This window comes from Kribbella sp. (assembly GCF_035655035.1).
Taxonomy (GTDB): domain Bacteria; phylum Actinomycetota; class Actinomycetes; order Propionibacteriales; family Kribbellaceae; genus Kribbella.
The window spans coordinates 1-13283 of sequence record NZ_DASRVN010000165.1 but is presented as its reverse complement, the minus strand read 5'-3'; the positions used below and the strand labels follow the sequence as shown (position 1 = coordinate 13283).

The 13283-nt window shown below is 68.9% G+C and carries 11 protein-coding genes; 8 read left to right on the top strand and 3 right to left on the bottom strand.

Features of this window, described 5'->3' with window-relative positions:
- On the bottom strand, positions 1 to 1764 hold a 1764-nt coding region (locus VFF46_RS09715), incomplete at its 3' end, for a hypothetical protein (RefSeq protein WP_325036722.1).
- 128 nt (positions 1765 to 1892) lie between these two features.
- On the opposite strand from VFF46_RS09715, the gene VFF46_RS09710 reads away from it, so the two are divergent.
- A complete protein-coding gene (locus tag VFF46_RS09710) occupies positions 1893 to 2978 on the top strand; it encodes a glycoside hydrolase family 172 protein (protein ID WP_325036721.1) in 1086 nt (361 codons plus the stop codon).
- On the opposite strand, the gene VFF46_RS09705 is transcribed toward VFF46_RS09710, so the two are convergent.
- On the bottom strand, positions 2964 to 3608 hold the full coding sequence (locus VFF46_RS09705) for a hypothetical protein (protein WP_325036720.1): 645 nt from the start codon (positions 3606 to 3608) through the stop codon (positions 2964 to 2966). The genes VFF46_RS09710 and VFF46_RS09705 overlap by 15 nt on opposite strands.
- Before the next feature lie 104 nt (positions 3609 to 3712).
- On the opposite strand from VFF46_RS09705, the gene VFF46_RS09700 reads away from it, so the two are divergent.
- Both VFF46_RS09700 and VFF46_RS09695 read left to right on the top strand, forming a co-directional pair.
- On the top strand, positions 3713 to 4504 hold the full coding sequence (locus tag VFF46_RS09700; RefSeq protein ID WP_325036719.1) for a polysaccharide deacetylase family protein: 792 nt from the start codon (positions 3713 to 3715) through the stop codon (positions 4502 to 4504).
- Positions 4501 to 5712, top strand: coding sequence for a beta-propeller fold lactonase family protein (locus tag VFF46_RS09695; protein ID WP_325036718.1), 1212 nt, complete (start codon positions 4501 to 4503; stop codon positions 5710 to 5712). Before VFF46_RS09700 ends, VFF46_RS09695 begins: the two co-directional genes overlap by 4 nt.
- A 3-nt stretch (positions 5713 to 5715) precedes the next feature.
- On the opposite strand, the gene VFF46_RS09690 is transcribed toward VFF46_RS09695, so the two are convergent.
- Entirely contained in the window at positions 5716 to 6459 is a 744-nt protein-coding gene (locus tag VFF46_RS09690) for a GntR family transcriptional regulator (RefSeq protein ID WP_325036717.1), read from the bottom strand.
- 157 nt (positions 6460 to 6616) lie between these two features.
- On the opposite strand from VFF46_RS09690, the gene VFF46_RS09685 reads away from it, so the two are divergent.
- From VFF46_RS09685 to VFF46_RS09665, 5 genes are all read left to right on the top strand, one after another.
- The gene (locus VFF46_RS09685; RefSeq protein ID WP_325036716.1) at positions 6617 to 7405 is read left to right on the top strand and encodes a TIGR03084 family metal-binding protein; all 789 of its coding nucleotides are present in this window, start codon (positions 6617 to 6619) and stop codon (positions 7403 to 7405) included.
- Complete coding sequence (locus VFF46_RS09680) at positions 7402 to 9120, top strand: acyclic terpene utilization AtuA family protein (RefSeq protein ID WP_325036715.1); 1719 nt, start codon at positions 7402 to 7404, stop codon at positions 9118 to 9120. Before VFF46_RS09685 ends, VFF46_RS09680 begins: the two co-directional genes overlap by 4 nt.
- Entirely contained in the window at positions 9075 to 10250 is a 1176-nt protein-coding gene (locus tag VFF46_RS09675; RefSeq protein WP_325036714.1) for an acyl-CoA dehydrogenase family protein, read from the top strand. Before VFF46_RS09680 ends, VFF46_RS09675 begins: the two co-directional genes overlap by 46 nt.
- Positions 10247 to 11800, top strand: a complete 1554-nt coding sequence (locus VFF46_RS09670) for an acyl-CoA carboxylase subunit beta (RefSeq protein ID WP_325036713.1) — start codon at positions 10247 to 10249, stop codon at positions 11798 to 11800. The genes VFF46_RS09675 and VFF46_RS09670 overlap by 4 nt, the downstream gene beginning before the upstream one ends.
- 5 nt (positions 11801 to 11805) lie before the next feature.
- Positions 11806 to 13283: acetyl-CoA carboxylase biotin carboxylase subunit (locus tag VFF46_RS09665; RefSeq protein WP_325036712.1), on the top strand; the 1478-nt coding region annotated here is incomplete at its 3' end.

The following is a 13283-nucleotide window of genomic DNA, read 5'->3' as shown; positions in this document are numbered from 1 at the left end:
CCAGGCCGCGAACGGGGTGCCGTACAGCTGGTCCGTGACCGGGTCGCCGTTCGCCTGGAAGATCGACGCCTCGTCGACGCCGTACGCCTCGTTGCTCGGCGGGCACTTGCCGTCCCACTCGGCGAATCCGCCGTCCGGGCCCTGGCGGCTCTTCAGGTACTCGGCAAGGTCGAGCAACGTCCGCAGGTACAGGGGTTTGCGGGTGTAGAAGTAGCCGCCGGCCAGCGGGAGCAGGAAGCGGCCGGCCTCGCAGGTGCGGCTGGTCTCCAGCCGGGCGCGCGGGTGGTGGGAGGCCATGTGGTCGAGGCCGCGTTCGGCGATCTCGAGGTACGACGGTTCGCCGGTGAGGCCGTACGCGTAGAGGTACGCGCACAACGCCGAGCTCTGCCAGTGCGAGGTGAGGTCGAGGCCGGCCTCGATCGGGGTGCGGCCGAACTCGTCCCAGCCCTTCACCATCAGGGTGGACGGAGTGCGCCACGGGTCCACCTGCAGGCCTAGCTCGGTGTTCGCCGTGCGGATCAACGACTCGACGCCGCGGAGGCCGGCCTCGGTGTCGCCGGAGATCAGCGCGAAGAGCGCGATCCAGCCGCCGTCGTCGGCGAACAGGTTGTTGGTGGCGGTGAGGTCGGTACGAGCGCCGCGGGGTTCGAAGGCGCCGTACAGGTTGTTGCGGTCGGTGAGTTGTTCTTCCTCGACGGCCTGGCGCATGAGGTTCTTGGCGATGGTGTGGCCGCGCGGGTCGGCGGTGAGGTCGGCGTACATGCGGAAGGCGTGGGCGGTCTGCGCGTAGCAGTCGCCGCGCGGGACCGGGCGGAACGGGAGTTTGCCGTCGAAGCCGATCTCGTTGGAGAACCCTTCGGCGACACCCTTCGAGCCGTCGGGGGCGTCGTAGAACATGCCGGCCTTGTCGAACCAGGCGATGCCTCGGTCGACCATCCGGCGGTAGCGCTCGGGGCGGGGGCCGACCGTGATCGTCGTTGTCTGGTCGCCGACGGTGAAGGTGTGGACGCCGTCCGGGAGCTGCAGTGGTTCGGACTCGTACCTTCCGGGAGATACCTCGACCAGTTCGACGTCCGATTGCGGTGGGACGGTTGTGCGGGCGACCAGCTTGGTGGGTTCGCCTGACGCTACCCAGACATGCGGTTCGGTGAAGAGCTCGAAGTCGGGTGGGGCTGGAGAGTCGGTGAGTTCGGCGGTGATCAGTTGGAGCAGGCGCGTCCAGCGGCGTACCGGCTTGTACCGGCCTTGCAGGTGGTGGCTGAGGGCAGTGGTGGCGTAGAGGAGACGGCCTTTGCCGACCGGGATGTCCAGGAGGGCGGGGAAGGTGTGGGCGGGCGGGCCGAAGACTGCCTTGTGGGTGCCGGCGACCGATCCGTAGCTGAGCAGTTCTGTGGACGGCGAAGGTGCGGTGACTTCTTGGGCGCGGGAGAGGTGCTCGTCGAGGATGCTCAGTGGCTCGATCCCGGTCAGCCCCTCGCGGGTGAAGATGCGCTCGATGTGCGCGTCCCGCACCGGACCGGCCGGCAGGAACCCGTCGTCGACGGCGAACTCGACGTACGCCGTCCCGCCGCCGCGCACGTACTCCGCCAGCGCCGACGTGTCGATCCGCGCAGGTTCCGGGTAGTTCCCGGCGAGCACCAGCACTGCCTGGTACTCGGCGAGGTCCGCGGGCAGATCGTCGTACCGGACGAACGCGAGACCGGCGGCGGCGAACGCGGTCGCCGGGCCGGGCGGACCGATCAGCGCGACAGACGAAGCAGGCACCGGTTCACTGTTACCGACGAATCGCGGACGGTAAAGCACCTTGGGTAGACCACTGGGGCCGAAACCGGACTGGGCGGTCTCCCCGGACGAGGTGTGGCGCGGCGGACCGCGCTCTAGGGTCGTCCGGTATGGGTGACTTCAACGGGCTCGACGTACATCTCGGCAACCTGGCGCGGCTGTCGTCCGCGCGGTCCTACTCGATCAGCGCGGAGAACCCGGACGGCGCCAAGGCCGGCGGTGCACGCGCGACCGAGGGCGTGCTGTCCCGGCAGGCGCGCGACCTCGGCCCGGGCTGGAAGATCCAGCCCTGCATCAACCTCGCACCGGGGTCGACCACCACGCTCGCGGAGATCGACGGCGCGGGCGCGATCACGCACATCTGGATCACGGTCGACTCGAAGACGTGGCGTTCGCTGGTCCTGCGGATGTACTGGGACGGCGAGGAGACGCCGTCGGTCGAGGTACCGCTCGGCGACTTCTTCTGCAACGGCTGGGGTCAGCACTGCCAGGTCAGCTCGGTGCCGATCGCGGTCAACCCGAAGGGCGGGTTCAACAGCTACTGGCAGCTGCCGTTCCGCGGCGGCGCCCGGATCACGATCGAGAACCTGCTGGAGACCGAGATCGAGGGCTTCTTCTACCAGGTCGACTTCGTCCGTACCGAGGTCCCGGCGGACATGGGGTACTTCCACGCGCAGTTCCGGCGGTCGAACCCGGTCCCGTACGGCGAGGTGCACACGGTGCTCGACGGCGTCCGCGGACAGGGGCAGTACGTCGGGACGTACCTCGCGTGGGGCTGCAACAACACCGGGTGGTGGGGTGAGGGCGAGTTCAAGTTCTACCTCGACGGGGACGACAAGTACCCGACGATCTGCGGCACCGGTACCGAGGACTACTTCGGCGGCGCGTGGGGGTTCGAGCATCCGGCGGGTCAGTACGCGACCTTCACGACGCCGTACCTGGGGATGCCGCAGGTCATCGAGCCGAGCGGGTTCTTCGACAACCAGCAGCGCTTCGGCCTGTACCGCTGGCACATCCAGGACGCGATCCGCTTCACCGAAGACCTCCGTGTCACCGTCCAAGCCCTTGGCTGGCGCCGCGACGGCCGCTTCCTCCAACTCCAGGACGACCTCGCCTCAACCTCCTTTTGGTACCAAACCGAACCACACACCCCGTTCCCCACCCTTCCCAGCAAGGACTACCTAGAGGTGGTCTAGCGCGTAGGCGGTGGCTGGAACGCGTGCGGCTTCGGGCAGGGGGAGCCCGGCGAGGTGGAGGTTCGGGTGGGTCCAGTCGTTGAGGATGGGGGCGGTGGTCAGGTGGTTGGCCAGTTCGGATTGGCTCAGCTCGAAGATGTGGGCCGGGTTGCCGGTGAGGTCGACGACGGACTGCATGAGGTGGTTGACCTGGGCGGTCCAGAGGGTGTCCGCGACGTCGTAGTGGTCGGGGCGGATCAGCAGCAGGTCCACGTCGCTTTCCAGGTCGCCGTCGCCGCGGGCGATGGCGCCGTACAGGCTGGCGTGGACGGGTGAGATGTGCCAGCTGCTGATCTCGGCGACCAGGTGGGTGGTCAACGTACGGCGGAGGTTCGCGAGCTGCTCGACGATCGGGGCGAGCAGGTGCTTGCGGTTCAGGCGGTACAGCAGCGAGCTGCCGTGGTCGTCGCCGTGGACCAGACCGGTCGCGGCCAGGCGTTGCAGTACGAGCCGGACGCCCGCGACGCTGCCGGCGCCGGCGAGCTTGTGGATCTGGCGACCCGAGAGACCTTCCTCGGCCGCGGCCAGGACGAGCAGCACCGGACCATCCAGTGACGGCACCACCGTGCTGATCGGGCTCGCGAGGTCCACCGCAGCACCCTAGTGAGCGTCGCGACCCGTTGCGTAATCAGACTGATTGCTCAGGGTCCGCTTGCTCAGGCTCCACTCAGCTTGGCGTGCGTACGTTCGCTCTTATGGCTGTCGAACGTCGCACGGTCCTGCGGACGGCTCTGTTGGCACTCGGGACGGGGGCCGCGGCCGCCTGCTCGAACGACCAGCAATCGAGCCCACCGACCACCCCGGCCCAGACCCCGGCCCAGTCCTCCGCACCTCCCACGACAGCCGCACCGCACCACACCGCGAAGCCGAAGCCTGTCGCACCGACCGAGGCCGTCGAGATCGGGCACGGTCCGCGGACGGTCCCGCGGGTGGCGCTGACGTTCCACGGCAACGGCGATCCCGCGCTCGGTACCAAGATCCTCGACCTGGTCGAACACGCCGGCGCCAAGATCAGCGTGCTCGCCGTTGGTACCTGGCTGGTCGCGCATCCCGAGATGGCGACCCGCGTCCTGCAGGGTGGGCACGACCTCGGCAACCACACGATGCACCACAAGTCGATGCGCAAGCTCGGCGCGGCCGAGGCCCGCCGCGAAGTCCACGACTGCGCCACGGTCTTACGCCGTACGGCGAAGTCGCAGGGCCGCTGGTTCCGCGCGTCCGGGACCCAGCAGACCACCCCCCTGATCCGCTCGTCCGCGGCCGCGTCAGGCTACGCTGCGTGTGTGTCTTACGACGTCGACGGCCTCGACTGGCAGGATCCGCCTACCGCGACGGTGGTGAAGGCCGTCCTGGACGGCGTGCGCCCGGGATCGATCGTCAGCCTGCACCTCGGGCACCCGGTGACGGTCACGGCGTTGCCGCAGATCCTGTCCGGCCTGAAGGCCAAGCACCTCACCCCGGTCACGCTGAGCGAACTGCTGCAATGAAGCGGATCGTTGCCCTGAGCGTCGTCGTACTGCTCGCCACCGGCGCCTGTTCCGGCAACGGCGCCGCCACCTCGGCGACCACCTCTGTCCCGACCAGCTCCGCCCCCGCGTCGGCTGGGGCAGGTACGCCGTCCGCACCGGTGACCGCAGCCGCGACGCCCGGGTTGCTGCCCGGCATGCCCGCCCCGTTGTCACCCACCGACGTCTGGGCCGCCGACCGCCCGGGGATGCTCGCCGCGGCGGTACGCAAGTTCCCGGAGCGGATCTACGTACCGAACAGTGGCAGCAACACGGTGACCGAGATCGATCCGCGCACCTACAAGGTGATCCGCACCTTCAAGACCGGACGCGAGCCGCAGCACGTCGTACCGTCCTGGGACCTGAAGACGCTGTGGGTGAACAACGACCTCGGCAACACCCTGACGCCGATCAACCCGCTGACCGGCCTGCCGGGGAAGCCGGTCGCCGTCCACGACCCGTACAACCTGTACTTCACCCCGGACGGCAAGCACGCCGTGGTGATGGCATCGAACGACCGTCAACTGGTCTTCCGCGATCCGCACACGATGGCGGTCCAGAAGGCGGTGCCGGTGCCGTGCGCGGGAGTGAACCACGCCGATTTCGCGGCGGACGGGAAGAGCTTCCTGGTGTCCTGCGAGTTCTCCGGGCATCTGCTGGTGGTGGACACCGCCGCCGAAAAGGTGGTCCAGCTGATCCGGTTGCCGGGCAAGCGTGGGATGCATGCCCCGATGCCGCAGGACGTGAAGTTGTCGCCCAACGGACGCTTCTACTACGTCGCGGACATGATGACCAACGGCGTCTGGGTGTTGTCCGCGAAGCCGCCGGTCGCGATCCGCGCGTTCATCCCGACCGGTCTGGGCGCCCACGGGCTCTACGTCACGCGGAACTCGCGGTACCTGATCGTCACGAACCGCGGCGAGGGGTCGGTCTCGCTGCTCGACTTCCAGACCCGCAAGGTCGTGCGGAAGATCAAGATCACCGGCGGCGGCAGCCCGGACATGGGCGGTGTGTCGCCGGACGGGCTCGTGCTGTGGGTCTCCGGCCGGTACAACTCGGTGGTCTACGCGATCCGGTTGAGCGACGGCAAGCTGCTCGCGAAGATCCGCGTCGGCAACGGCCCGCACGGCCTGGCGGTTTATCCACAGCCCGGCCGGTACTCACTCGGCCATACCGGGGTGTTCCGCTAGGACCTAAAGCCCGCGGGCGTTGGCGCGGGGGCTTGGGGTGGTGGTGCGGAGTTCGGTGGTGAAGGCGTAGCGGTCGCCGCGGTACACGGCCGACGTGTACTCGAAGACGCGATCGCGGTTGTCGAAACTGATGCCGTGCAGAGCGATGCACGGCTGGCTGGTCGGGATGTCCAGCCAGCCGGCGGTCTTGGCGTCGGGCATGATCGGCTCGAGGCGGGACGTCCCGCTCACCAGGTCGATGCCGTAGCGGCTGGTCAGCAGGTCGTAGAGCGAGCCGTTCAGGTCCTCGGCCCGCAGACCGGGAACGTACGCCGCCGGCAGCGTGGTGTGCTCGACCAGCATCGGGTGGTCGTCGGCCAGCCGCAGCCGGGTGAACGCGATGATCGGATCGCCGACCGGGATCCGCAACCGGCGTGCCGCGGCCCGTTCCGCCTTCTGGTGCCGGAACTCCAGCATCGTGCTGCCCGGCCGCATCCCGCGCCGCCGGATGTCCTCGGAGAACCCGATCATCCCGAGCCAGCGCGCCACCTTCGGCCGGGTCGTGTACGTACCACTGCCGTGCCGCCGGACCAGCAGCTCCTCGAGCACGAGCTCGTCGACGGCACGCCGCAGCGTCATCCGGGCGACGTTCCAGCGCGCGGCCAGCTCGCGCTCGGGAGGCAGCGCGGCGCCTTCCGGCAGCGTGTCGATCAGACTCAGCAACAGCGCCCGGATCTCGGCGGCCTTCCCCGGCAGCGAACCATGCATTGCACCTGAGTAGCACCGGCTGGACCAGTCCGAAACCCTTTAGACGACCGTTGAACAGACCACCCGCGAAACCCCGATCCAGAAAACAAGCACGCTTGATTCTTTTTGCCGGGAGTGGGAGGCTCGGCTGCATCGGTTCCCGGCGAGGGAGTGCGGCGTGGTTCTTGATCAGGTGCTGGTCGATCTCGCGGTCGAGAGTGCTGAATTGGATCGATTGGTCGGCGGGTTGGCGGCGGACGAGTGGTCTACCGCGACGCCGGCCGCGGGGTGGACGATCGCGCATCAGATCGGGCATCTGGCCTGGACGGACGAGGCAGCGCGGTTGGCGGCTGTCGATCCGGAAGGGTTCAAGGCCTCGCTGCAGGTCGCGGCGGCCAGTCCGGGGACGTACGTCGACGACGGGGCCGCGGAGGCTGCCGCGTTGCCGCCCGATCAGCTGCTGACGTACTGGCGGGAGACGCGTGCCGAGGTGACGGATGCGTTGCGGCAGGTGCCGGACGGGGCGAAGGTGCTCTGGTACGGGCCGCCGATGAGTCCCACCTCGATGGCGACCGCGCGGCTGATGGAGACCTGGGCGCACGGGCAGGACGTGTTCGACGCGCTCGGCGTACAGCGGCAGCCGAGCAACCGGTTGCGGCACGTGGCGCATCTTGCCGTGCGCACGAGGGACTTCGCTTATCTGCTGCACGATCGCACACCGCCGACGGAGCCGTTTCGCGTTGAGCTGACCGGGCCTGACGGTGGTCCGTGGGTCTTCGGTCCTGAGGACGCCCGCCAGCGGGTGGTGGGGCCGGCGCTCGACTTCTGTCTATTGGCTACACAGCGGCGGCACCGGGCCGACCTGGCGGTCCAGGCCGAAGGCGCGGACGCCGAGGAGTGGCTCGGCATCATCCAGGCCTTCGCGGGGTTGCCCGGAAAGGGCCGCGAACCGGGGCAGTTCGGATGAGCACCCCGACCACTCCCCTTCGCATTGGGAATGCGTCCGGGTTTTACGGGGATCGGTTCAGTGCGGTGCAGGAGATGCTCACCGGTGGGCCGTTGGACGTGCTCACGGGGGATTACCTGGCTGAGCTGACGATGCTGATCCTCGGGCGGGATCGGCTGAAGGATCCAGGGCTGGGGTACGCGAAGACGTTCCTGCGGCAGCTCGAGAGCGGGCTCGGGGAGGCGCTCGACCGCGGCGTGAAAATCGTCAGCAATGCGGGTGGGTTGAACCCCGCCGGACTCGCCGCGGCGATCCACGAACTGGCGGACAAGCTCGGTTTGCAGCCGAAGGTCGCGTACGTCGAGGGCGATGATCTCCTGCCCAGGGCCGAAGAGCTGGGATTCGGTGCGCCGATGACGGCCAACGCCTACTTGGGCGCTTGGGGTATCGCGGAGGCGCTTCAGGCGGGCGCCGACGTGGTGGTGACCGGGCGGGTGACCGATGCCTCGGTGATCGTCGGGCCGGCGGCGGCGCACCACGGATGGGGGCGGACGCAGTACGACGAACTCGCCGGCGCGGTCGCGGCCGGGCATGTGATCGAGTGCGGGTGCCAGGCGACCGGCGGGAACTACGCGTTCTTCACCGAGATCCGCGACTTCGGGCGGCCCGGGTTCCCGATCGCGGAGATCCACGCGGACGGCAGCAGCGTGATCACCAAGCACGACGGCACCGGCGGCGCGGTCACGGTCGACACGGTCAAGGCGCAGCTGCTGTACGAGATCACCGGCGCCCGGTACGCCGGTCCGGACGTCACCACCCGGCTCGACACGATCGAGCTCACCGCCGACGGTCCCGATCGGGTGCGGATCTCCGGCGTCCGCGGCGAGGCGCCGCCGCCGACGTACAAGGTCTCGCTGAACAGCGTCGGCGGCTTCCGGAACGAGGTCGCCTTCGTACTCACCGGGCTGCAGCTGGAGCAGAAGGCGGAGCTGGTCCAGCTGCAGCTGGAGGACGCGCTGCCGAAGCGCCCGGCCGAGCTGAAGTGGTCGCTCGCCTGGACCGAGAAGCCGAACGCCGAGACCGAGGAGGAGGCCAGCGTCCACCTCCGCTGCGCGGTGAAGGACCCGGATCCGAAGCTCGTCGGTCGCGCGTTCAGCAGCGCGGCGGTGGAGCTCGCGCTGGCGAGCTACCCCGGGTTTCACGTCACGGCGCCGCCCGGCGAGGGTTCGCCGTACGGCGTGTTCCGGGCCGGGTACGTCGACATCCATGAGGTCGAGCACGTCGCCGTACTGCCGGACGGGACGCGCAAGGTCGTCGCGCCGGCGGCCGAGACGCAACCGCTCGCGCCAGTGGACGACATCGAGGAGCCGATGCCGTTGCTCCAGCTGTCGAGCGGACCGCCCCGGACCCGTGAGGTCCCGCTCGGCCGGATCGCGGGGGCACGCTCCGGCGACAAGGGCGGCGACGCGAACGTCGGGGTCTGGGTCCGCGACGAGAAGGCGTGGCGGTGGCTCGCGCACACGCTGACGGTGGAGCTGTTCCAGGAGCTGCTGCCGGAGACCCGGCCGCTGACCGTGACCCGGTACCTGCTGCCGAATCTGTGGGCGGTGAACTTCGTCGTCGAGGGACTGCTCGGCGAGGGCGTGGCGGCGCAGGCACGGTTCGACCCGCAGGCGAAGGCGGTCGCGGAGTGGTTGCGGTCGCGGTACGTCGACGTACCGGAGGTGTTGCTGTGAATGCCGAAGAGAAGGCACTGCGAGAGTCTGTACGGCGGTTCATGCGCGCCGAGGTGCTGCCGCGGCTGGACCAGTGGGAGCGGGACGGCGAACTCCCACGCGAGCTGCACAAGAAGGCAGGCGCTCTCGGGCTGCTCGGGGTCGGCTTCCCCGAGGCGGTGGGCGGTGGTGGCGGATCGTTGCTCGACGCGATCGCGGTGGTTGAGGAGATGCATTACGCGGGCGGCTCCGGCGGGCTCGTTGCCTCGCTGTTGACCTGCGGCATCGCGTTGCCTCATATCGTCGCTGCGGGCAACGAGCAGCAGATCGAGCGGTGGGTTCGGCCCACGTTGGACGGTGAGCTGATCGGGGCGCTGGCGATCACGGAGCCTGGTGGTGGGTCGGACGTGGCTTCTCTCCGTACGACGGCTCGCCGCGAGGGTGATGTGTTCGTGGTGAACGGTTCCAAGACGTTCATCACGTCGGGTTGCCGGGCGGACTTTGTCACCACGGCAGTGCGCACTGATGGCCCTGGACCGCATGGGATCAGTTTGCTCGTGATCGAGCGCGGGGCGGCTGGGTTCGAGGTGTCGCGGAAGCTGGAGAAGATGGGGTGGTTGTGCTCGGACACGGCTGAGCTTTCGTTCACGGACGTTCGGGTGCCGACCGGGAATCTGGTGGGGGCCCAGGGATCTGGCTTTGTGCAGTTGGCGGTCAACTTCGTGGCTGAGCGGTTGACGTTGGCTGTGCAGGCGTATGCGGGGGCTCAACGGGCGCTGGATCTGACCGTTGCGTGGTGCCGGGATCGCGAGACGTTCGGTCGGCCGTTGATCTCGCGGCAGTCGGTGCAGCACACGTTGACCGAGATGGCGCGGCGGATTTCCGTGGCTCGGGTTTACGTGCATGACGTGGCGCGCCGGGCCGATGCGGGTGCGGACGTGATCGCCGAGACGTGTTTCGCGAAGAACACCGCGGTGGAGGCGGGGCAGTGGGTGTGTGATCAGGCCCTGCAGTTGCACGGCGGCCTCGGGTACATGCGCGAGGCCGAGGTGGAGCGGCAGTACCGCGACCAGAAAATCCTCGCCATCGGCGGCGGCACCACCGAAATCCTGACCGGACTTGCCGCCAAAAGACTGGGATACACCGCATGAACAACCGCGAGATGATGCTGGAGAAGCTTGCTGCGTTGGACGTGGAGCATGCGAAGGCGCTGGCAGGTGGTGGGCCGAAGTACGTCGAGCGGCATCACAAGCGGGGGAAACTCCTGGCTCGGGAGCGGATCGAGTTGCTGCTTGATCCGGACTCGTACTTTCTGGAGCTCTCGCCGCTGGCCGGCTGGGGATCGGACTTCACCGTCGGCGCCAGCCTGGTGACCGGGATCGGTGTGGTTGAAGGCGTCGAGTGCCTGATCACCGCGAACGACCCGACCGTCAAGGGCGGCGCGAGCAACCCGTGGACTCTTCGCAAGGCGTTGAGATCGGACGAGATCGCGAGGGCGAACAGATTGCCGGTGATCAGCCTGGTCGAGTCCGGTGGCGCGGACCTGCCGACCCAGAAGGAGATCTTCATCCCGGGCGGCGCGATGTTCCGGAACCTGACCCGCCTGTCCGCGGAGGGCATCCCGACGATCGCGCTGGTGTTCGGCAACTCGACCGCGGGCGGCGCGTACATCCCGGGGATGAGCGACCACGTGGTGATGGTCGACGGCGGCGCGAAGGTGTTCCTGGCCGGGCCGCCGCTGGTGAAGATGGCGACCGGCGAGGACGCCGATGACGAGTCGCTCGGCGGCGCGTCGATGCACGCCCGGCAGTCCGGGCTGGCCGACTACTTCGCCGTCGACGAGCAGGACGCGATCCGGCTCGGGCGGCAGATCGTGTCCCGGTTGAACTGGCGCAAGGCGGGTCCGGCGCCGGCCCCGTCGTACGACGAACCGCTCTTCGACGCCGACGAACTGCTCGACATCGTCCCCGGTGATCTGAAGATCCCGTTCGACCCGCGGGACGTGATCGCTCGCGTCGTGGACGGATCGGCGTTCGACGAGTTCAAGCCGCTGTACGGGTCGTCGCTGGCGACCGGGTGGGCGTCGGTGCACGGATACCCGGTCGGGATCCTCGCGAACGCGCGCGGCGTGCTGTTCAGCGAGGAGTCGCAGAAGGCCGCGCAGTTCATCCAGCTCGCGAACCGCGCGAACACCCCGCTGGTCTTCCTGCACAACACGACCGGGTACATGGTCGGGCAGGAGTACGAGCAGGGCGGGATCATCAAGCACGGCGCGCAGATGATCAACGCGGTCTCGAACTCGAAGGTCCCGCACATCTCGATCCTGATGGGCGCGTCGTACGGCGCCGGCCACTACGGGATGTGCGGGCGCGCGTTCGACCCGCGGTTCCTGTTCGCGTGGCCGTCGGCGAAGTCCGCGGTGATGGGCCCGCAGCAGTTGGCCGGCGTACTGTCGATCGTCGCCCGGGCGGCCGCGCAGGCGAAGGGCATGCCGTACGACGAGGACGGCGACCAGCAGATGCGCGCGTACGTCGAGGGCCAGATCGAGGCGGAGTCGCTGCCGATGTTCCTGTCCGGCCGGCTGTACGACGACGGCGTGATCGACCCCCGCGACACCCGCACCGTCCTCGGCATCTGCCTGTCCGCGATCCACTCCGCCCCGGTCGAAGGCACGTCGTCCTTCGGCGTCTTCAGGATGTGATGCCGATGATCTCCGCTGTACTGGTGGCCAATCGGGGCGAGATCGCCCGGCGGGTGTTCCGGACCGCCCGCACGCTCGGCGTGTCCACGGTTGCGGTGTACTCGACGGCCGACGCGCGGATGCCGTACGTCGACGAGGCGGACGCCGGCGTACACCTGCCGGGGAACGCGCCGGGGGAGACGTATCTGCGCGCGGACCTGATCGTGGCGGCGGCGCTGCGGGCGGGGGCGGATGCGGTGCATCCGGGGTACGGGTTCCTGTCGGAGAACGCGGCGTTCGCGCAGGCGGTGATCGACGCGGGGCTGACCTGGATCGGGCCGCCGGTGGATGCGATCTCGTCGATGGGGTCGAAGATCGAGGCGAAGAAGCTGATGGCGGCGGCCGGGGTGCCGGTGCTGGCCGAGCTGACGCCGGCGGAGGTGGCGGCGGACGACCTGCCCGTGCTGGTGAAGGCGTCGGCCGGGGGCGGCGGGCGCGGGATGCGGGTGGTTACCCGGCTGGAAGACCTCGCCGGTGAGATCGAGGCGGCATCGGCGGAGGCGTTGTCGGCGTTCGGCGACGGGACGGTGTTCTGCGAGCGGTACCTGGCCAGCGGGCGGCATGTCGAAGTACAGGTGATGGCCGATCGGCACGGGACGATCTGGGCGGTCGGGGAACGCGAGTGCTCGATCCAGCGCCGGCATCAGAAGGTCGTCGAGGAGGCCCCGTCGCCGCTGGTCGACCGTGTGCCGGGGATGCGGGCGAAGCTGTTCGACGCGGCCCGGAAGGCGGCGGCCGCGATCGGGTACGTGGGCGCTGGGACGGTCGAGTTCCTCGCGGATGAGGACGGCAACTTCTACTTCCTCGAGATGAACACGCGTCTCCAGGTGGAGCACCCGGTGACCGAGGAGACGACCGGGCTTGATCTGGTGGCGTTGCAGTTCGCGGTCGCCTCCGGTGAGGCTCTCCCACCCGAGCCGCCGCCGACGGTCGGTCACGCGATCGAGGTGCGGTTGTACGCCGAGGACCCGCTGCACGACTGGCAACCCCAGACAGGTGTGATTCACCGCTTCGAGGTCTCGTCGGACGTACGTGTCGACTCCGGGGTGGAGGACGGGTCGGAGGTCTCGCCGTACTACGACGCGATGCTGGCGAAGGTGATCGCGTACGGGCCCGACCGGACCGCGGTCGCGCGCCGGTTGGCCGGCGTACTGCAGCGGGCGACGATCCACGGGGTCGGCACGAACCGGGACCTGCTTGCCTGGATCCTCCGGCATCCGGCGTTTCTTGCAGGCGACACCAACACCGCCTTCTTCGAGGGGTACGGGGTGGGGCCGGGGACGGATGACGCGGTCGTGCGCGTGTCGGCGTTGGCTGCTGCGCTGGCGGACGCGGCGGGGCGGCGTACTCCCGTGCAAGTTCCCAGCGGGTGGCGCAACCTTCCTTCGCAGCCACAGACGAAGAGCTATCGCGTCGGGGGTGCGGTGCACGAGATCTCATACCG

Bases quoted from the DNA above. Each gene is read 5' to 3' on its own strand.
- VFF46_RS09670 (WP_325036713.1), top strand. From the start codon at position 10,247: ATGAACAACCGCGAGATGATGCTGGAGAAGCTTGCTGCGTTGGACGTG.
- VFF46_RS09695 (WP_325036718.1), top strand. From the start codon at position 4,501: ATGAAGCGGATCGTTGCCCTGAGCGTCGTCGTACTGCTCGCCACCGGC.
- VFF46_RS09700 (WP_325036719.1), top strand. From the start codon at position 3,713: ATGGCTGTCGAACGTCGCACGGTCCTGCGGACGGCTCTGTTGGCACTC.
- VFF46_RS09710 (WP_325036721.1), top strand. From the start codon at position 1,893: ATGGGTGACTTCAACGGGCTCGACGTACATCTCGGCAACCTGGCGCGG.
- VFF46_RS09680 (WP_325036715.1), top strand. From the start codon at position 7,402: ATGAGCACCCCGACCACTCCCCTTCGCATTGGGAATGCGTCCGGGTTT.
- VFF46_RS09690 (WP_325036717.1), bottom strand. From the start codon at position 6,459: ATGCATGGTTCGCTGCCGGGGAAGGCCGCCGAGATCCGGGCGCTGTTG.